This window comes from Burkholderia stagnalis (assembly GCF_902830275.1).
GTDB classification, from domain to species: Bacteria; Pseudomonadota; Gammaproteobacteria; order Burkholderiales; family Burkholderiaceae; genus Burkholderia; species Burkholderia stagnalis.
The window spans coordinates 276,309-295,137 of record NZ_CADESW010000005.1; the positions used below are offsets into that span (position 1 = coordinate 276,309).

Below are 18,829 nucleotides of genomic sequence, written 5' to 3' on the forward strand. Positions count from 1 at the left end.
TGACATCTTTGCTTCGCAAACGGTGACAACTTTATTTTGGTCTATGCCAGCAGCGCGCGCACGCGCGGCAGCACATGCTCGCCCACGCGCGCGGCTTCCTCGAGGTTCGGATAGGACGACAGCAGGAAAGTCTCGATGCCGAGCAGCCGGTATTCGTGGATGCGCGCGGCGACCTGGTCGTAGCTGCCGACGATCGCGGTGCCCGCGCCGCCGCGGATCAGCCCGACGCCGGCCCACAGGTTCGGATACACCTCCAGCTCGCGCAACGAGCGCAGTGCGCCGCGGCTCAGCGCGGTCTGGCGCTGCTGGCCGACCGATTCGTACGCGGCGAGCTGGCGTTGCGCGTCGACATAGGTCTGGTCGGAAATCTCGCTCAGCAGCGCGTCGGCGCGCGCCCACGCGGCGGGCTCGGTCGCGCGGGCGATCACGTGCACGCGCAGCCCGAAGCGGATCCGGCGGCCGTGCATCGCGGCCAGCGCGCGCAGCCGCGCGATGCGCTCGCGCACGGCGTCGGGCGGTTCGCCCCACAGCAGGTACGTGTCGGCCTGGCTCGCGGCCACCTGCTCGGCGAGCGTCGACGCCCCGCCGAGATAGAGCGCGGGCGGGTTCGCGAGCGGCACGCCGGCATGCGCGGGATTCAGCATGTAGTAGCGCCCGGCGACGGAATGGCCGGCGCCCCGCCACAGACGGCGCAGCACCCGCAGGCACTCGGACGTGCGCTGGTAGCGCGCGTCGTGGTCGAGGAAATCGCCGAGCGTGCGCTGCTCGTAGGCGCTCGAACCGTTCACCGCGAACAGGCGCAGGCGCGCGCCGCTCATGCGCTGCAGGGTTGCGGCCTTGCGCGCGATCTGCTCGGGCTGCTCGAGCCCCGGCCGGAACGTGACGATGAACGCGATGCGACGCGTCGCGCGCGCGAGCTGCGCGCTGACGAGCCACGGATCCTCGAAACCCGCCGCCATCGGCAGCAGCAGGCTGTCGAAGCCGGCAGACTCGGCCGCGCACGCGACGCCGCGCAGGTATTCGGGCGTGGCCGGCCGATAGTCTTGCATGAAGGTCGGCGGCCGCGGCAGGCCGCTGTTGGCAAGGTGCGGCCCGTCGCCGTTGGTCGGCAGGAACCATCCGAAGTCCACGCTCATGCGTCGCCTCGCCGGTGCCGCGCCTGGCGCGCGACGGATGCGCGGCGCGCGTCGTCGTACCCCACCGTGCGCCGGAGCAGCGCGCCGGCCGGCGGCGGCGCGAGGCCGCGCGCGCGATACGCGTGCTCGACGGCCGCCGCCAGCGGCGGGGCGCTGGCGGGCACGAGCAGGCCGTCGCAGAACGGCGAGGCGAACGCGATCTCGCGCCGGTCGGCGAGCGACCAGTACAGCGGCGGCCGTTGCGGCGCGAGATCCGGCAGCCGGGCATGCTCGACGCGATAGTAGGCACCGCGATGCTGCAGCGGCGTGCCGCTCGCCCACAGCGCGCGCAGGATCGACAGGAATTCCGCGCTGCGCGCGAGCCGCTGGTCGCGGTTCAGGTGCATGGCCCGGTCGCATGCGTCGACGTCCGGCGCGTCGGCTTCGCACGCGAGCAGCGCACGGCCGCGGCTCAGCGACTGCAGGCTCTGCGCGAGGTGCGCGGCGGCGACGGGCAGCATGGCGCCCGCCTGCAGCGTCACCATCACGCGCAGCGTCGGCAGCGCATCGACGAGCGCCGCGGCCGCCATCCACGGATCGGGGCCGGCGGCCTGCAAGGGCAGCAGCACGGCGTCGCAGCCGGCCGACACGCCGGCCTCGGCGATCGCGATCCAGTCGGCGGCCGGGTCGGGCCGGGCGTCGTCGCAGCGCGTGTCGAGCCGCAGCAGCAGGCGCGGCGTGCTCATGCGGCGGCGTGGGCCGGCTGCCAGCCGAGTGCCGGCGCAATCGTTTCGGCGAGCGTGCGCAGTCGCGCCAGCGCATCGTCGAGCGACGTGCTTTCCGACTGCACGACCGGCAGGAAGTAGTCGGCGAACGGGAACAGCGCCGGGTCGCCGAGCAGGCTGTCGATCACGTCGTCCGGGTGCCCGTAATGGACGTTCAGCAGCCGCACGATCTGCTCGGGATCGGTCACGCCGGGATGGCCGTTTGCCGCGAGCCACGGGATGTGCCGCACGACGTCGGGCGCGAGGCCTGTGAGCGCGGCGCGCCGGTCGCGCGCGGGAAACACCGCGCGCACCACGCCGATCCGCGGCGCCGGCGCGTCGGCGTGCGCGCGTTCGCGCCATGCGTCGAGATACGCGTGGGCAAGCGGCAACTGCACGGTGCGCGGATCGTGCACGGCGGTACCGAGCAGCAGGCCGTTGCCGTGCCGGGCCGCGAACCGCGCGCCGTCGGCCGACGCGTGCGAATGCCATAGCCGTGCGCGCACCCCCGGCGCGGCCGGCTGCAGCACGAGCGGCGGAGCGTCGGCGGCGCCGCGCGCGACGGGGTGCCCCGCCAGCGCGTCCTGCAGGCGTTCGAGCGCGCTCGCGAAGCGCGCCTGGCGCGTGTCGACGTCGAGCCCGAATGCGGCGAACGCGTCGAGATTCGCGCCGCCGCTGCCGAGGCCGAGTTGCAGCCGGCCGCCGGCCAGCGTATCGAGCACCGCGGCGTCTTCGGCGAGCCGCAGCGGATCTTCGAGCGACAGCGTGACGATGCCGGTGCCGAGTTCGATGCGACTCGTACGTTGCGCGACGGCGGCCAGCAGCACGAGCGGCGACGGCAGCCGGCCATATTCCGCGCGGAAATGATGCTGCGCGACGAATCCGCCGTCGAAGCCGAGCTGTTCGGCCGCGACGAACAGCGTTTCGAGCTCCGCGTACACGCGGCGCGCGTCGCCGGCGCCGTGCACGTGCGTGAGGAAGCCGAGCTTGAAGGGGCGGCGCTCGGCCGGCGCGGGAGTAGGCGAATGGGTCATGTCGGGATCGGAGCGGAGGTGAGCGGAACGGCGTCGGTGCAGCCCGCGGCCGGCGTCCAGCCGAGCGCCGGCGCGATCGCGCCGGCGATGGCTTCGAGCCGCCGCAGCGCGTCGCGATGCGAGGTGCCCGCGGTCTGCACCTGCACGACCAGGTCGGTCGCGCCGGCGAACGCGGGATCGCCATGCAACGCGGCGACGATGTCGCCGGGCGTGCCGCGCAGCACGCCGAAACGATCGAGCAGCGCGGGGATATCGGCCTGCGCGGGCGCCGGTTCGCCGCTGGCCCGGGCGAGCCGCGCGGCGTAATGCAGGATGTCGGGGCCGAGCGCCGCTTCGACGCTCGCCGCATCCGCACCGGGCACAACCGCGCGCACGAGTGCGACGCGCGGCGCGCCCGGATGCCGCCACGCGCCGCGATAGCGCGCCACGAGCGCGGCTTCGCCGTCCTGCCCGGGGCGCGTGCGCGCGACGATCAGCCCGTGGCCGTGGTGCGCGACCGCCTCGGCCTGGCCGGTCGCTTGCCAGAGGCGCGCGGCCAAGGCGGGCGCGGGCGGCTGCAGCGTCACCCCCGCAGGGCCGAGCGGCGCGCCCTCCAGCGCGCGCCGCAGCGTCGCCAGCGCATCGGCCTGCCGCGCCGCGCGCGCGTCGAAATCGCGGCCGAACGCGGCGAACACGTCCGGCTCGAAGCCGGCGCCGACGCCGAGCTGAAGCCGCCCGTCCGCCAATGCGTCGAGCACGGCCGCATCCTCGGCGACGCGCAGCGCCGATTCGAGCGGCAGCACGATCACGCCGGTGCCGAGCGCGATGCGCCGCGTGCGGCGCGCGGCGGCGGCCAGCAGCACGAGCGGCGACGGCAGCCGGCCCGTTTCGCTGCCGAAATGGTGCTGGGCCACCCACGCGCTGTCGAAGCCGAGCGCTTCCGCGGCCTCGATCAGCGCGAGCGTGTCGTGCAGCACGCGCGGCGACGGTTCGGGCGCATAGACGCGCGTCAGCACGCCGAGACGAAACGGGCGCGTCATGCGGCACCTCCGCCGACCGGCGCGACCGTGTCGCCGCGCAGCGACGACGGGCGCCGGAAGAAGGGCGGGCGCGGCAGGCCGAGCTGATCGCGCAGCGTCGGGCCTTCGTACTCGGTGCGGAACAGCCCGCGGCGCTGCAGCTCGGGCACGACAAGGTCGACGAAATCGTCGAGCCCGCCGGGCGCCCACGCGAATGCGACATTGAATCCGTCCGCGCCGTACGACAGGAACCATTCCTCGAAGTGATCGGCGATGGTTTTCGGTGTGCCGGTCACGATGCCGGCGCTCGCGAACCGCTCGTAGAGCTGCCGGATCGTCAGGTTCTCGCGGCGCGCGAGATCGACGATCAGCTGCTGCCGGCTCTTGCTGCGATTGCTGGCCGGCAGCTCGGGCAACGGCCCGTCGAGCGGATAGCCGGACAGGTCGAAGTCGCCCGCGTTGTCGGCGAGCAGGCGCAGCCCGAGCACGGGGTCGATCAGGTCCTGCAGCGCGCGCAGCTTGTCGCGGGCAGCGGCCTCGGTCTCGCCGACGATCGGCATCACGCCGGGCAGGATCTTCAGATGCTCGGGCCGGCGGCCGTAGCGCGCGAGGCGGCTCTTGACGTCCGCATGGAACGCCTGCGCGTCGTCCAGCCGGTGCTGCGCGGTAAAGATCACTTCCGCGCAGCGTGCCGCGAGCTCGCGCCCCGCTTCCGACGAGCCGGCCTGCACGAGCACCGGATGGCCCTGCGGCGCGCGCGCGACGTTCAGCGGGCCGCGCACGCTGAAGTGCGGCCCGTGATGGTCGAGCACGTGCAGCTTGCGGTGATCGAAATGCAGGCCGGCCGCCTTGTCCTCGATGAACGCGTCGTCTTCCCAGCTGTCCCAGAGCCCCGCGACGACGCGCTGGAACTCGTCGGCGCGCGCATAGCGATCGGCGTGCGCGAGATGCGGCGCCGCGCCGAAGTTCGCCGCTTCGTCGGGCACGACCGACGTGACGAGGTTCCAGCCCGCGCGGCCGCCGCTCAGGTGATCGAGCGACGCGAACTTGCGCGCGATGTGGTACGGCGCGTTGTAGGTGGTCGTCGCGGTCGCGATCAGGCCGATGTGGCGCGTGACGGCCGCCAGCGCGGCGAGCAGCGTGAGCGGCTCGAAGGTGTCGGCGCGCGCGCTGCGGCGCAGCGAGTCGACGTGGCTGCCCTGCGTCGCGACCACGTCCGCGACGAACAGCGCGTCGAGCTTGCCGCGCTCGGCGGTCTGCGCCATCCGGCGGAAATGCGCGAAGTCGCGGTTCCCGTTCGGCTGCGCGAGCGGATGGCGCCAGCCGACGACGTGGCTGCCGGTGCCGTTCAGCATCGCGTTGAGTTTCATGGTGTCGGTGCGGCGTGCCATCGGGCGGGCCTCCTCAATACGTGTAGCTCACGCGCACGCCGACGGTGCGCGGCGGGCCCGCGGCGGCGACGTTCGTGCCGGGCAGGAAGAAGTTCTTCGTCAGGTCGTACTGGCGGTTGAACAGGTTGCGCGCCCACAGCGCGACGTCCCAGTGCCGGTCGGGCGACGTGACGGTCAGGCTCGCGTTGAACAGCCAGTAGCCGTCGACCGTGTAGTTCGGGCCGAGCAGCAGCAATTGCGAATACGCGTCGCGGTAGCTGTAGTTCGTCTCCGCGCGCACCCGGTAGCCGCCCGCGAGCCAGCTGTACGCGACCTGGCCGCCATAGCTCAGGCGCGGGAAGCTGAGCGCGGTGCCGTTGTAGTCGCTGAACACGTTGCGGCCGGTGGCCGCCGACGCCTGCGTGTTGTACGTGACGAACGGCGACGTGTACTTGCCGCTCTTGTAGCCGGCGTACTGCGAAATCTCGAGGCCGCGCAACGGCTGCCATTTCAGGTCCGTCTCGAAGCCGTCGATGCGGGATTTCGGCGCGTTGACGAAGGTGCCGATCAGCGATTGCGAGTTCGGGTCGAAGGTGGCGGACAGCACCTGCTGGTCCCGGTAGTCGTAATGGAACGCCGACACGTTCCAGCGCAGCGAGCGCGTGAGGTCGCTCTTGAAGCCCACTTCGTACGCGGTCAGCGTTTCGGGCTTGAACGGCGCGAGCGCGCTCGAATTGCCGGTGTTGTGCGCGGTGAAGCCGCCCGACTTGTAGCCGCGGCTGACGCTCGCGTAAAGCATCGTCGCCGGCGCGAGGTCGAATTCGAGGCCGATCTTGCCGGACGTGCCGTTCGACGTCAGCGACTGGTTCGCATCGCCGCCCTGGAAGCCCGCGAACGGCACGAACGACGGCGTGAGCATGCCCGACCCGAAGCCGCGCAGTTCGCGCCGCTCGTGTTCCTGGCGCAGGCCGACGATGCCGCGCAGGCGCTTCGTGATGTCGTAGGTCGCCTGGCCGTACACGCCGAGCGTATCCACCGACTGCCGGTAGCGCGTGAGCGCGATGAAGCCGAGCCGGTCGCTGAAGTCGGAATAGAACTTCTCGTCGAGATCGTCGTGCGAGTAGAACAGGCCGGTGACCCAGCGCAGCCGCGTATCGCCGCGCGACGACGCGCGCAGCTCCTGCGTGACTTCGTTGACGGTGTCGTCGAAGTATTCGTCGGAGTCGTGATACCGGGTGGCGTCCCAGTCCGAATATTCGCGGCGGTGCAGGTAGTTGTACGCGGTAATGCTCTTCAGCTCGACCGGGCCGAGGTTCCACGTCGCGGTCAGGTCGACGCCGCCGTTCACGTTGTCGCGCCCCGGCTTCGCATCGGTCGACAGGCCCGTCGCGCGCGAGAACGCGGGGCTCACGCCCCAGCCGGTCTTCGTGCGGTCCGCATCGGCCGGGATCACTTCGCCGGTCTTGGCCGACGTGTACGGCGTGAACAGGTACAGCCCCGTGTTGTCCGATTTGTCGAAACCGCCGTGCGCGCCGAAGTGCAGCTTGAAATCGCGCGTGACGTCCCAGTCGAGCTGCCCGCGCGCGGCGGCGCTGTCGTGGTTGCCGAGCGTCTGGTTGGTCGCGCGATTGTTCTGCCACGCGCCGAAATCCTGCGTCGTGAACGCGAAGCGGCCGCGCACGCGGTCGCTCAGCGGCCCGGACACGTAGCCCTCGGTCGTCAGCAGGTTGTGCGTGCCGTATTCGACGCTCGCGCCCGCTTCGAAATCGCGGGTCGGCTGGTTCGTGATGAAGTTCACCGTGCCGCCCGTCGTGTTGCGGCCGTACAGCGTGCCCTGCGGGCCGCGCAGCACCTCGACGCGCGCGATGTCGAACAGCTGCCCCTGCGTCTGGATCGGCAGCGCATACGCGATGTCGTCGACGTTGACGCCGACCGTCGACGCGTTGTTCGACGTGTAGTCGGTGAAGCCGACGCCGCGAATCCGGAACTGCGGCTGGCCGCCGCCGAACGCGGGTTCGACTTCGACGCTCGGCGTCGCGTGCTGCAGGTCGTTGACGGTCTCGACGTTCAGCGTCTTCAGGTCGTCGCCCGAGATGACCGACACCGACGTGCCGACGCGCTGCGCCGATTGCAGCCGCCGCTCGGCGGTGACGACCACGTCCTTGAGCTGCGCTTCCGCGACCGGCGCGGCCGCCTTCGCCTGCGTCGTGCTCGACGGTGACGCGGCCGCCGCCGGCGCGGCAACCGGTTTCGCCGTCTGCGGCTGCGCCTGCGCATGCAGCCCCGGCGCGGCGGCCAGCAGCGCCGACGCGCCGAGGGAGGCGCTCAACATCGTGTAATTCATCCGTAGATCCCCAAGTCGTTGCGCGTGTTGTGCGTGTGGTCCGGCGCGGCGTCGCGCTTCCGGCCGATGGCGCCGCGAATCGGCGGCGCGTGGACAGGCGGATCGCAACAGGCGTGCCAATGTGCGCACGGACGCGCCGCGTATGGGTTTGTCGACGAAAGGGCCGGCCGTTCGCCCGAGCGGACGGGCGCGCATTCCGGTCGTTTTGCTGGAAATGCAGCAGCGCCGCCGCGCCGCGCGCGGCGTGCTGCATTTGCGCCATCTCGCTGGAAATCCAGCGCGCCGCGCGTGGCGTCTCGGCCGCGCAGGCCGACAGGACGGCAATGGCACGGTGCTTGCTCTGGACGGAGGCCTTGCTCCGATCTCGAGGATTTCCATGAACGCTTTCACGTCCGCCGACACGCCGGCCCGCGCGTCGCTCCCGCTTTCTTCCCGCCCGCCCGCGAGCCGCATCGCCGACGACGCGCATGCGCTCGAAACCGCGTGCCGTCTCGCCGACGAGCTGTCGCGCGACGCGGCGCTGCGCGATCGCGAGCGGCGGCTGCCGTTCGCGGAGCTCGACCTGTTCTCGGGCAGCGGCCTGTGGGGGATCACCGTGCCGCGCGCGTTCGGCGGCGCGGACGTGTCGCTGGCGACGCTCGGCGAGGTCGTGCGCACCATCGCGCAGGCGGACCCGTCGATCGGCCAGTTGCCGAAGAACCATTTTCACGCGCTCGACGTGATCCGGCTGACGGGCGACGACGCGCAGCGCCGCAAGTTCTTCGGCCTCGCGCTCGACGGCGCGCGGATCGGCCATGCGGCGTCCGAGCGCGGCACGAAGAATGCGCTGGAGATCGCGACGCGGCTCACGCGCCGTGGCGGGCGGCTCGTGCTCGACGGCCAGAAGTTCTATTCGACGGGCGCGCTGTTCGCCGACTGGATCGCGGTGCTCGCGCTCGACGACGACGGCCGCTACGTGCAGGCGCTCGTCGAGCGCGACCGGCAGGGGCTCGAGATCACCGACGACTGGAGCGGCTTCGGGCAGCGCACGACGGCGAGCGGCACGCTGACGCTGTCGGGCGTCGAGGTCGACGCGCAGGACGTGGTATCGATCCAGGCCGCGTTCGAGCGGCCGACGCTCGCGGGCCCCGTGTCGCAGTACCTGCACGCGAACATCGACGTCGGCATCGCGCGCGCGGCGCTGGCCGACACGATCGACTTCGTGCGCACGCGCAGCCGGCCGTGGGCCGACAGCGGCATCGCGCGCGCGTCCGACGATCCGTACGTGATCCGCGACGTTGCGGACGTGCAGATCCGCCTGCTCGCGACGGAAGCGCTGCTCGACCGCGCGGCCGCGGCGCTCGGCGCGCTGCCGGCCGAACTCGACGACGCGCAGGTCGCGCAGGCGTCGGTGCAGGTCGCGGCCGCGAAAGTGCTGAGCACCGAGCTCGCGATCCTCGCGACCAACAAGCTGTTCGAGCTGTCGGGCACGCGCTCGGTGCTGAGCGAGTACAACCTCGACCGCCACTGGCGCAACGCGCGCACCCACACGCTGCACGACCCGGTGCGCTGGAAATACCACGCGATCGGCAACTACCTGCTCAACCAGGTCAACCCGCCGCGCCACGGCTACCTGTGATGAACGACACGCTCTCGAATCCGTCGCCGTTCGCGCCGCGGGATCCCGCGCGGCGCCGTTATCTGCTCGCGTCCGCATGGGCCGCGGCCGGGCTCGGCGGCGCCGCCCGCGCGTTCGCGGCGGATCCTGCCGCGGCGCCGGTGCGCGGCGGCACGCTGTCGCTGTTCGCGCAGCCCGAACCGCCGTCGCTGGTCAACGCGCTGACGCCGCACGTCGCGTCGCAATACGTCGGCGGCAAGATCTTCCAGGGCTTGCTCGTGTTCGACCCGCAACTCAAGCCGGTGCCGGTGCTCGCGCGCAGCTGGCGCGCGTCGGCCGACGGGCTGACCTACACGTTCGACCTGCAGCCGGGCGTGCGCTGGCACGACGGGCAGCCGTTCGGCGCGCAGGACGTGGTCGTCACGCTGAAGGAGATCGCGCCGCAGGCGCTGCCGCGCACGAAGGTGACGTTCGACAAGTACGTCGCGTCGATCGACGCGAGCGGCCCGCTGCAGGTGACGATCCGCCTGAAGAAGCCGTACGCGGGGCTCGTCAGCCTGCTCGGCAGCGGCTTGCTGCCGATCCTGCCGGCTCATCTGTACCAGGGCAAGGACCCGCGCAGCAACCCGGCGAACCAGCATCCGGTCGGCACCGGGCCATTCGTGTTCCGCGAATGGAAACGCGGCGCGGCGATCCGCCTCGCGCGCAATCCGGATTACTGGAAGAAGGGGCTGCCGTATCTCGACGGGATCGTGTTCAACGTCGTGCCCGACGCGGCGGCGCGCGCGATCGCGTTCGAACGCGGGCAGATCCACGCGCTGCGCGCGGGCGACGCCGACTATGCGGACCTAGCGCGGCTCGCGAAGCTGCCGGACGTCGCGCTCACGACGCAGGGCTGGGAGCTGTTCACGGGGATGGCCTTTCTCGAGCTGAACCAGCGCAAGCCGCCGTTCGACAACGTGCTCGTGCGGCAGGCGGTGCTGCATGCGCTCGATCGCCAGTTCATCGTCGACCGGATTTTCTTCGGCTACGGGAAAGTCGCGAACGGGCCGTTCGTGTCGTCGTCGCCGTTCTACGATCCGAACGTGCCGCGCTTTGCGTACGACCCGCAACGGGCACGCACGCTGATCCGCCAGTCGGGCGTCGACGTCGGCCGGTTTCCGCTCGTGCTGCTCAACGGCGAGAAGGGCGGCGCGTGGGAACGCGTCGCGGAATACACGCAGCAGGCGCTCGGCCAGGCCGGCTTCCGGCTGCGCGTGCAGACGACCGACGCGGCCGGCTGGTATGCGCGCGTCGCGAACTGGGATTTCGACCTGAGCTACAACTTCCTGTTCCAGAACGCGGACCCCGATTTCGGCGTCGCGCCGCTGTACCGGATCGACGGCATCTCGAAGGGCTCGCCGTTCGGCAACGTCGAGGGCTATCGCAACCCGAAGGCCGATGCGCTGTGGGACGCGGCCGCGCAGGCGACCGACCCGGCCGCGCGCCGCGCGCACTATGCGCAGATCCAGGCCACGCTCGCGAACGACGCGGCGATCGCGAACATCTTCGAGATGGTCAACCCGACGATCTATCGGCGCAATGTCCACAACCTGCTGCGCACGGCCACCAGCGTGAACGACAGCCTCGAGGACACATGGATCGGATGACGCGATGAACGCCGCGCTGCGCTTGACGTCGACGGTACTCCGGGGCCTTGCGGTCGTGCTCGGCGTGCTGGTCGTGAACTTCTTCCTGGTCCGGCTCGCGCCCGGCGATCCCGCGCTCATGCTCGCCGGCGACGCGGGCACGGGCGACGCCGCCTATGTCGAGCGGCTGCGCGCGCAGCTCGGGCTCGGCCGGCCGCTCGTCGAGCAGTTCGCGCGGTATCTGCGCGATCTCGCGCACGCCGATTTCGGTTTCTCGTACCGCAACCAGCTGCCCGTGCTGCAGCTCGTCGCCGAGCGCCTGCCCGCGACGCTGCTGCTGATGGCGGCCGCGTTCGCGGTGTCGGTCGTCACCGGCGTGACGGCGGGCGCCGTGGCCGCCTGGGGCGAGTCGCGCGGCGGCGCGTGGGCGCGCGGCGTGGCGCGCACGATCGGCGCGCTGGCGGTGATCGTCTACGCGACGCCGCTGTTCTGGCTGTCGCTGGTGAGCGTGATCGCGTTCTCGGTCGTGCTCGGCTGGCTGCCGTCGTTCGGCATGGAGAGCGTCGGCGCCGGCTATGCGGGGTGGCGGCACGCACTCGACGTGGCCGCGCACCTGATCCTGCCGGCCACCACGCTCGGGCTCGTCTACGGCGCGATCTACGTGCAGCTCACGCGCGCGGCGATGCTGGAGGTGATCGAACGCGACTTCGTGCGAACCGCGCGCGCGAAGGGCGCGGCCGAGCCGCGCGTGATGATTCGCCACGTGCTGCGCAATGCGCTGCTGCCGGTCGTCACGCTCGGCGGGCTCCAGCTCGGGCAGCTCGCGGGCGGCGCGCTCGTCACCGAGATCGTGTTCGCATGGCCGGGGCTCGGCGGGCTGATGTACGACGCGCTGCTGCAGCGCGACTATCCGGTGCTGCTCGGGCTGCTGGCCGTCGTCGCGGCGCTGGTGGTCGTGTTCAACGCGCTGACGGACGCGCTGTACGGGCTCGTCGATCCGCGCGTCGGCGTGCGGGAGGGGCGATGACGGGCCGCTTCCTGCGCCGTTTCACCCGCGCGCCGGGCGCGCTGGCCGGCACGCTGTTTCTCGGCGTCGCCGCGCTCGTCGCGCTGAGTGCGCCGCTGTGGCTGCCGTCGCCGTGGCGCATGGCCGGCGAGCCGATGCTGCGGCCGCTGCTGCACGCCGGCCATCCGCTCGGCACCGACATGCTCGGACGCGACGTGCTGGTGGGGCTCCTGTGGGGCGCGCGCGTGTCGCTGTTCGTCGGGCTGGCGGCGACGCTCGCGACCTTCTTGCTCGGCGCGTCGATCGGCGCGCTGGCCGGCTGGTGCGGCGGCTGGATCGACCGGGCGCTGATGGGCGTGACCGCGCTGTTCCAGACGATTCCGCAGTTCGCGGTCGCGGTCACGATCGCGGCCGTGCTCGGCGCGTCGCTCGAATCGACGGTCGCGGCCATCGCCGCCGCGTCGTGGCCCGCGATCGCGCGGCTCGTGCGCGGCGAATTCATCGGGCTGGCGCGCCGCGAGTTCGTGCTGGCCGCGCGGCTCGCCGGAGAATCGCCGGCCGCGCTCGTGTGGCGCCAGATCCTGCCGCACGTGTGGCCGCCGCTTGCGGTGCTGGCCGCGCTGATGGTCGCGACCGCGATCCTGACCGAGTCGGCGCTGTCGTTCCTCGGGCTCGGCGATCCGTCGCAGATGAGCTGGGGTTTCATGATCGGCGCGGCGCGCAACGTGATGCGCGACGCGTGGTGGCTGAGCATCTGGCCGGGGCTCGCGATCGTCGCGACCGCGCTCGCGGTCAATCGCGTCGGCGAAGGCCTGCGTCATGCGTCGGCCATCGCGCGAACGAGTACGGAGCGCGCGCGATGAGCGATGCGCCGCTGCTGTCGATCGAACGCCTGACGCTCGCGCTGCCGCCCGGCGCGGAGCGCCGCGACGCGGTGCGCGACGTGTCGCTGACGATCGCGCCCGGCGAGGTGCTGTGCGTGGTCGGCGCGTCCGGGTCGGGCAAGTCGCTGCTCGCGGCGTCGATCGCGGGCTTGCTGCCGCACGGCGTGCGGCATGCGGCCGGGCGCATCGCGCTGTGCGGCCGGGATCTCGCGCAATGCAGCGACGCCGAATGGCGCGACGTGCGCGGGCGGCATGTGTCGATGATCTTCCAGGAGCCGCTCGCCGCGCTGAACCCGCTGATGACGGTGGGCGCGCAGGTCGACGAGGTGCTGCGCGTGCATCACGTGCTGAGCGGCCGTGGCGAGGGCGCGACGCGCACCGCGCGCGTGACGGCGCTGCTGCGCGACGTTGGCCTGCCGGAGCCCGAACGGCTGAGGCACGCGTATCCCGATGCATTGTCCGGCGGCCAGCGGCAACGCGTGCTGATCGCGATGGCGCTCGCGCTCGAACCCGCGCTGCTGATCGCCGACGAACCGACGACCGCGCTCGACGTCACCACGCAGTCGCGGATCCTCGCGCTGATTTCGCAGGCGACCCGTGTGACGCGAACCGGCGTGCTGCTGATCACGCACGATTTCGGGGTGGTCGCGCAGGTCGCCGATCGCGTCGCGGTGCTGCGCGACGGCGAACTCGTGGAGAGCGGCCGCGCGGCCGACGTGCTGCGTGCGCCGCGCCATCCGTATACACGCGCGCTGCTCGATGCCGTGCCGCGCGGAAGCGCCGGCGCCGAGCCGCGCAGGGTCGTGCGCAGCGGCGTGCCGCTGCTCGACGTGCAGGGCCTGCACAAGCACTACGCGGCGCGCCGCCCGCTGCCATTCCTGCCCGCGCGCGGCCGGCGCGGCGTGGACGCGCTGGCGGACGTCGGTTTCACGCTGCATGCGGGCGAAACGCTCGGCATCGTCGGCGAATCGGGCTCCGGCAAGTCGACGCTCGCGCGTGCGCTGGTGCGCCTGGCGCGCGTCGACAGCGGCCGCATCGTGCTGCGCGGCGAGCACGATCTCGCATATGTCGCCGAACGCGCGCTGCGGCCGCTGCGGCGCGAGATCCAGATGGTGTTCCAGGATCCGCATGCGTCGCTGAACGCACGGCAGACGATCGCGCAGATCGTCGCGACCGGCCCGCGCGCGCATGGCGTGGGCCGGGCCGCCGCGCATCGGCGCGCGGCCGAGCTGCTCGCGCAGGTCGGCCTGCCGCCGGACGCGCTCGCGCGCCATCCGCACGAATTCTCCGGCGGGCAGCGGCAGCGCATCAGCCTCGCGCGTGCGCTGGCGCTCGATCCGTCGATCCTCGTGGCCGACGAGATGGTGTCGGGCCTCGACGTGTCGGTGCAGGCGCAGGTGCTCGCGCTGCTCGCGGCCGTGCAGCGGCGCCGCGCGATGGCGATCGTGTTCGTCACGCACGACCTGCGCGTGGCCGCGCAGATCTGCGACCGGATCGCGGTGATGCGGGCGGGGCGGATCGTCGAACTGGGCGATACCGCGCAAGTCTTCGGGGCTGCGCGCCATCCGTATACGCGTGCGCTGCTCGACGCGATGCCGGTGTTGCCGGCGCGCGCGGCCGGGCTCGACGCGACCGAAGCGACCCGGCAAGCCTGTCCAATCAACGGGGAACAACCATGACATCCGTTCCGAACGTCGTGGCCGGCGTGCCGGTCGAGGTGCGCGCGGGGCGCACGCTGAGCGTCGCGCAGCGCGCGGCGCCGCCGGGCTCGCCGCACGCAGGCACCGTCGTGTTCTTCGCGCACGGCGGCGGCGGCAACAAGAACCAGTGGCGCGCGCAGTGGCGGACGCTCGCCGATGCAGGCTACGGGCTCGTCGCATGGGATTTCCTGGGCCACGGCGACAGTCCGCGCCCGCATGCGCAGAGCGGCGCCTATCACGGCGACGAAACGCTGCGCGACTACCTCGCGCTGTTCGACCGCTACAAGGGCACGCACAACGTGCTGGTCGCCCATTCGCTCGGCACGGGCAGCACGCTCGCGCTGCTGGATCGGCTCGCGGCGCTCGGGCGGCTGCGCGAGGCGAGCGGGGCGCTGCTGCTCGGCACGCAGCTCGCGCGCCCCGTGACACGTCCGCCGACGCTGCCGGGCTGGCTGCTCGAATGGATCAAGCCCGTGTTCGCGCGGCGCTTCCGGCGGCTCGCGTGGCATCCGCAGGCCGATCCGGCGCTCGTCGCTTACGAATCGCGCATCGCGCGCCGCAACCGGATGGCGACGTTCCAGGCCGTGGTGCGCGATGCGCCATGGCCCGACGCTGCACGGCTGGCCGCGCTGGCGCTGCCGATCGCCGTGCTGGCGGGCGACTCGGATGGCCTCACGCCGCCGGCCGGCGGGCGCACGCTGGCCGATGCGCTGCCGGATGCGACGTTCGACGTGCTGCCCGCGTGCGGCCATCAGCTGATGCTCGAACGGCCCGACGCCGTGAACGCCGCGTTGCTTGCGCTGCTCGATCGCGCCGTGCATCCGGCTCAGTCCGCTTGAGCGCCGAAGAATGACCGGGTTCGCATCACCTGCGCGATTTCCTTTCACGCCCGGCAGGCAAAAACAAATGTGTATTCCTTATTTCAGCAATGACGATGCGGCACGCGATCATCGTATCGGCGTGCGGGGAATCGAGCACGCGGGAAAACACGACAAACGGCAGGGGTGGGCGCGACGCGCTCGAAAGGGGATGCAATTGCGATCGATCGGGAATGACAGGACAAGCGCGAAGGGGTGGCGCGGCAGCCGTGCCCATGCGCTGGCGCTCGCCGCGGGATGGCTCGCGTCGGGCGGTGCGGCGTGGGCACAGAGCGTGCCGGCGGCGAACGGCCGCGGTGCCGACGCAGGCGCCGCGAACGGTGCGTGGGTCGCCGGCAGCGTGCAGGACGTCGTCGTGACGACGGGCACGCGCGAGACCGCGAAGAAGGCCGGCGACAGCGCGAACCCGGTGGACGTGATCGGCGGCGAAGCGCTGCGCGGCACGGGGCAGACCAACCTGCGCGATGCGCTCGTGCAGCTGTCGCCGTCGGTCGCGCGCCAGGCGCTGGGCGGCGACGCCGCCAACCTGACGAGCGCGCTGACGCTGCGCGGGCTGAGCCCCGATCACGTGCTCGTGCTCGTGAACGGCAAGCGCCGGCACTCGACCGCGAACATCTCGCTCGACAAGGGGCCGCAGCAGGGCTCGACGGGCGTCGACGTCGACCTGATCCCGGTGGGCGCGGTCGAGCGCATCGAGATCCTGCGCGACGGCGCGTCGGCGCAATACGGTTCAGATGCGATCGCGGGCGTGATCAACATCATCCTCAAGTCCGACTACAAGGGCGGCGAGCTGTCGAACACGACCGGGCAGACCTATCGCGGCGACGGCCTCGCGCAGAACAACGCGGCGAATATCGGGCTGCGTCTCGGCGATGCGGGCTTTCTCGACCTGAGCGCCGAATACAACCGGCAGAACCATACGGTGCGCACCGGCGCCGATCCGCGCACGGGCCGCGACGACAACCTGATCCTCGGTTCGCCGGCGAGCACGCACGAGGCGGTCGCATTCAACGCGGGCTACCTGCTCGACGGCGGCGTGCAGCTCTACGGGTTCGGCACGTATGCGCATCGCGACGGCAGCAGCTACCAGAACTTCCGCCTGCCGTCCGTGCTGCCGAAGATCTATCCGAACGGCTTCACGCCGCAGGAGACCATCAGCGAGAACGACTATTCGATCACCGCGGGCGTGAAGGGCGACCGCCTGTTCGGCTGGGCGTGGGATCTCAGCACGACGTACGGCAGCGACAACGTCAACATCGGCATGGTCAACTCGGCGAACACGAGCCTGTTCGCCGATACGGGCGCGACGCCCACGCGCTTTCACCTGTCGAATTTCCAGAATACGCAGTGGACCAACAACCTCGACCTGTCGCGCGCGTTCGGGCTGCCGTTGCTGCCCGCGCCGCTGAACGTGTCGGTCGGCGTCGAGCATCGTCACGAAAGCTATTCGGTCGGCGCGGGCGACGCGGCGTCGACGTACGGCGGCGGCACGCAGGCGCTGCCCGGCCTGTCGTCGATCAGCGCGCTGTCGGCCTCGCGCGAGGTGCTCGGCGCCTACGCCGATCTCGCGACGAAGCTCGCGCCGAACTGGCAGGTCGACCTCGCGGGGCGCTTCGAGCACTACAACGACGTGGGCAGCACCGCGAACGGCAAGCTGTCGACGCGCTACGACATCACGCCGGCGATCGCCGTGCGCGGCAGCGTCGGCACCGGGTTCCGCGCGCCGTCGCTCGCCGAGCAGAACTTCACGAACCTGAACATCTCGCCGTTCTCCGCGAACGGGCTGCTGGCCGCGAACTCGGCCGCCGCGCGCAGCCTCGGCGCGGTGCCGCTGAAGCCGGAAAAATCGACCAATTTCGACGTCGGCCTCGTGCTCAATCCGCTGCCGAAGCTGAACGTGACGATCGACGCGTACCAGATCGACATCCGCGACCGCATCGTGCAGGGCGGCACCTACAGCGGCCAGACGGCGATCGACGCGCTGACGCGGGCCGGCGTCACGCTGCCGTCCGGCCTGTCGGCCGTCACCGCGAACTACTTCACGAACGGCGCGAACACGCGCACGCGCGGGCTGGATATCGTCGCGACCTATCACAGCGATTTCGCGTCGTGGGGCAAGGTCGACTGGGATCTCGGCGTGAACTTCAATACGACGAGCGCGACGCGCGTCGGCAGCGACGCGAACGGCAACACGCTGCTCGACGCGCAGCAGATCGGCTATCTGGTCGCCTCGACGCCGAAGAACAAGATCATCGTCGGCGGCACCTGGCGTCTCGACAAATGGGCCGTGACGCTGCACGAGACGCGTTTCGGGTCGACCTCCGGCGAAGAGAGCTACTGGAGCGGCCCGAACGCGTTCTCGACCACGCGGTTCGCGCACTTCTCGAACACGCCGAAATTCATTACCGACGTGGAGGTGCGCTATGCGGTCACGCGCAAGTTCGAGCTGGCGATCGGGGCGAACAACCTGTTCAACGTGTATCCGAGCAAGCTGCCGGCGGAGAACCAGTTGCTCGGCAACCAGTACGACACCTATTCGTCGCAGATCGGCGTGAGCGGCGGGTTCTACTACCTCCGTGCGCGCTACCTGTTGTAAAGCGTGCCGCCGGACGGCGGCGATTTGCTTAGCAGAATTTGGTGGTTCGGTTCGATGGAGGGCGAAATTATGATCGATGAATGGCATGCGTCGGCATGGCCGTGCCGCGACGGCAAGGAGTAGCTGATGAGTACAGTTGAGTCCGCGTTGTTCGAGTTCGCGTTGCCGGCCGCACCGGCGCGCCCGGGCGGTATGGCGGCGCACTGGCGCGACGCGCGCGGGCCGGCGGCGTCGGTTGCGCTCCATGCGCTTGCGCTGGCGGCGCTGTTCGCGTGGTCGACGCACGCGCCGGACAAGCCGCCGCCCGAGCGGACGATCGAGCTCGTGCTGACGCAGGCGGCGCCGGCACAGCCCCAGCCGCCGCAGCCGAAAGCGCAACCGGCGCCGCCGCCGCCGCGACGGACCGTGGCCGCGCCACCCCAGACGCACGCGCCGCGCGCACCGGCACCACGCGCGGCTGCGCCGTCCGAGGCTGCGCCCCGGCCGGTTCAACCCGCGCCGGCGGCGCCTTCGGCCGAGCCCGCACCGTCCGCGGCGCCAGCGGCGCAGGCCGACGCACCCGCCCGGCCTGCCGCGCCGAGCACGCCCGCGCCCGCTCGCGTGATCGGCCAGGAGGGCATCCCGAGCGATTACGTGCGGCAGGTGTTCGAGCGCATCAACCGCAGCGCGATCGACCGCTATCCGCGCCTCGCGCGCCTGAAGCATCTCGACGGGCGCGTCGGCTACCGGCTGGTGCTCGCGCCGGACGGCACGCTGGTGCGCTGCGATATCCAGACGTCGGGCGAAGACACGCTCGACGCCGCGGCGCTCGACGCGATCCGCGCGGCCGCGCCGTTCCCGAAACTGCCGGATCTCGGCGGCTCGTCCTACGTATTGAAAGGCGCGATCCTCTACCAGTCAGAGTGACGGCCGCCG

At 71.5% G+C, this 18,829-nt stretch carries 14 protein-coding genes; 8 read left to right on the forward strand and 6 right to left on the reverse strand.

Translation table 11 applies throughout. The features are described 5' to 3' along the window. Positions 1-41 precede the first annotated feature (41 nt). Genes HWY45_RS12245 through HWY45_RS12270 form a run of 6 tightly spaced genes read right to left on the reverse strand, consistent with a single transcriptional unit; the run spans position 42 to position 7,613 of the window. Positions 42-1,136, reverse strand: coding sequence for an LLM class flavin-dependent oxidoreductase (locus HWY45_RS12245; protein ID WP_059881523.1), 1,095 nt, complete (start codon positions 1,134-1,136; stop codon positions 42-44). Continuing rightward, on the reverse strand, positions 1,133-1,861 hold the full coding sequence (locus tag HWY45_RS12250; protein ID WP_059881525.1) for an LLM class flavin-dependent oxidoreductase: 729 nt from the start codon (positions 1,859-1,861) through the stop codon (positions 1,133-1,135). Before HWY45_RS12250 ends, HWY45_RS12245 begins: the two co-directional genes overlap by 4 nt. Beyond that, positions 1,858-2,913 carry an LLM class flavin-dependent oxidoreductase gene (locus HWY45_RS12255; RefSeq protein ID WP_059881527.1) on the reverse strand — a complete coding sequence of 352 codons (1,056 nt, stop codon included), beginning with the start codon at positions 2,911-2,913 and terminating at the stop codon, positions 1,858-1,860. Before HWY45_RS12255 ends, HWY45_RS12250 begins: the two co-directional genes overlap by 4 nt. Next, positions 2,910-3,932 (reverse strand): LLM class flavin-dependent oxidoreductase, encoded by a 1,023-nt coding sequence (locus HWY45_RS12260; RefSeq protein ID WP_059881529.1) that lies wholly within the window; start codon positions 3,930-3,932, stop codon positions 2,910-2,912. The genes HWY45_RS12255 and HWY45_RS12260 overlap by 4 nt, the downstream gene beginning before the upstream one ends. Further along, positions 3,929-5,302 carry an LLM class flavin-dependent oxidoreductase gene (locus HWY45_RS12265; RefSeq protein WP_059557756.1) on the reverse strand — a complete coding sequence of 458 codons (1,374 nt, stop codon included), beginning with the start codon at positions 5,300-5,302 and terminating at the stop codon, positions 3,929-3,931. The genes HWY45_RS12260 and HWY45_RS12265 overlap by 4 nt, the downstream gene beginning before the upstream one ends. 13 nt (positions 5,303-5,315) lie before the next feature. Continuing rightward, a complete protein-coding gene (locus HWY45_RS12270) occupies positions 5,316-7,613 on the reverse strand; it encodes a TonB-dependent receptor (protein ID WP_063895636.1) in 2,298 nt (765 codons plus the stop codon). Between the two features lie 388 nt (positions 7,614-8,001). Here HWY45_RS12270 and HWY45_RS12275 point away from each other — a divergent pair, with 388 nt between their 5' ends. From HWY45_RS12275 to HWY45_RS12310, 8 genes are all read left to right on the forward strand, one after another. Beyond that, entirely contained in the window at positions 8,002-9,243 is a 1,242-nt protein-coding gene (locus tag HWY45_RS12275) for an SfnB family sulfur acquisition oxidoreductase (protein WP_081069743.1), read from the forward strand. Then, positions 9,243-10,871, forward strand: a complete 1,629-nt coding sequence (locus HWY45_RS12280; RefSeq protein ID WP_230946941.1) for an ABC transporter substrate-binding protein — start codon at positions 9,243-9,245, stop codon at positions 10,869-10,871. The genes HWY45_RS12275 and HWY45_RS12280 overlap by 1 nt, the downstream gene beginning before the upstream one ends. Positions 10,872-10,875: 4 nt before the next feature. After that, on the forward strand, positions 10,876-11,877 hold the full coding sequence (locus HWY45_RS12285) for an ABC transporter permease (RefSeq protein ID WP_059881533.1): 1,002 nt from the start codon (positions 10,876-10,878) through the stop codon (positions 11,875-11,877). Beyond that, positions 11,874-12,719: an ABC transporter permease gene (locus tag HWY45_RS12290; protein WP_059881534.1), complete on the forward strand. Its 846-nt coding sequence runs from the start codon at positions 11,874-11,876 to the stop codon at positions 12,717-12,719. Before HWY45_RS12285 ends, HWY45_RS12290 begins: the two co-directional genes overlap by 4 nt. After that, positions 12,716-14,419 carry a dipeptide ABC transporter ATP-binding protein gene (locus HWY45_RS12295; protein WP_059881537.1) on the forward strand — a complete coding sequence of 568 codons (1,704 nt, stop codon included), beginning with the start codon at positions 12,716-12,718 and terminating at the stop codon, positions 14,417-14,419. The genes HWY45_RS12290 and HWY45_RS12295 overlap by 4 nt, the downstream gene beginning before the upstream one ends. Beyond that, on the forward strand, positions 14,416-15,279 hold the full coding sequence (locus HWY45_RS12300) for an alpha/beta fold hydrolase (protein ID WP_059881539.1): 864 nt from the start codon (positions 14,416-14,418) through the stop codon (positions 15,277-15,279). The genes HWY45_RS12295 and HWY45_RS12300 overlap by 4 nt, the downstream gene beginning before the upstream one ends. Positions 15,280-15,469: 190 nt before the next feature. Continuing rightward, positions 15,470-17,914 (forward strand): TonB-dependent receptor plug domain-containing protein, encoded by a 2,445-nt coding sequence (locus tag HWY45_RS12305; RefSeq protein WP_081069744.1) that lies wholly within the window; start codon positions 15,470-15,472, stop codon positions 17,912-17,914. A 126-nt stretch (positions 17,915-18,040) separates the two neighbouring features. Further along, entirely contained in the window at positions 18,041-18,820 is a 780-nt protein-coding gene (locus tag HWY45_RS12310; RefSeq protein ID WP_150998924.1) for a TonB family protein, read from the forward strand. The last annotated feature ends 9 nt before the right edge of the window (positions 18,821-18,829 follow it).

What these genes read in the sequence shown, in the direction of transcription:
- HWY45_RS12245 (WP_059881523.1), bottom strand. Translation starts at nt 1,136, where the DNA reads ATGAGCGTGGACTTCGGATGGTTCCTGCCGACCAACGGCGACGGGCCG.
- HWY45_RS12250 (WP_059881525.1), bottom strand. Translation starts at nt 1,861, where the DNA reads ATGAGCACGCCGCGCCTGCTGCTGCGGCTCGACACGCGCTGCGACGAC.
- HWY45_RS12255 (WP_059881527.1), bottom strand. Translation starts at nt 2,913, where the DNA reads ATGACCCATTCGCCTACTCCCGCGCCGGCCGAGCGCCGCCCCTTCAAG.
- HWY45_RS12260 (WP_059881529.1), bottom strand. Translation starts at nt 3,932, where the DNA reads ATGACGCGCCCGTTTCGTCTCGGCGTGCTGACGCGCGTCTATGCGCCC.
- HWY45_RS12265 (WP_059557756.1), bottom strand. Translation starts at nt 5,302, where the DNA reads ATGGCACGCCGCACCGACACCATGAAACTCAACGCGATGCTGAACGGC.
- HWY45_RS12270 (WP_063895636.1), bottom strand. Translation starts at nt 7,613, where the DNA reads ATGTTGAGCGCCTCCCTCGGCGCGTCGGCGCTGCTGGCCGCCGCGCCG.
- HWY45_RS12275 (WP_081069743.1), top strand. Translation starts at nt 8,002, where the DNA reads ATGAACGCTTTCACGTCCGCCGACACGCCGGCCCGCGCGTCGCTCCCG.
- HWY45_RS12280 (WP_230946941.1), top strand. Translation starts at nt 9,243, where the DNA reads ATGAACGACACGCTCTCGAATCCGTCGCCGTTCGCGCCGCGGGATCCC.
- HWY45_RS12285 (WP_059881533.1), top strand. Translation starts at nt 10,876, where the DNA reads ATGAACGCCGCGCTGCGCTTGACGTCGACGGTACTCCGGGGCCTTGCG.
- HWY45_RS12290 (WP_059881534.1), top strand. Translation starts at nt 11,874, where the DNA reads ATGACGGGCCGCTTCCTGCGCCGTTTCACCCGCGCGCCGGGCGCGCTG.
- HWY45_RS12295 (WP_059881537.1), top strand. Translation starts at nt 12,716, where the DNA reads ATGAGCGATGCGCCGCTGCTGTCGATCGAACGCCTGACGCTCGCGCTG.
- HWY45_RS12300 (WP_059881539.1), top strand. Translation starts at nt 14,416, where the DNA reads ATGACATCCGTTCCGAACGTCGTGGCCGGCGTGCCGGTCGAGGTGCGC.
- HWY45_RS12305 (WP_081069744.1), top strand. Translation starts at nt 15,470, where the DNA reads ATGCAATTGCGATCGATCGGGAATGACAGGACAAGCGCGAAGGGGTGG.
- HWY45_RS12310 (WP_150998924.1), top strand. Translation starts at nt 18,041, where the DNA reads ATGAGTACAGTTGAGTCCGCGTTGTTCGAGTTCGCGTTGCCGGCCGCA.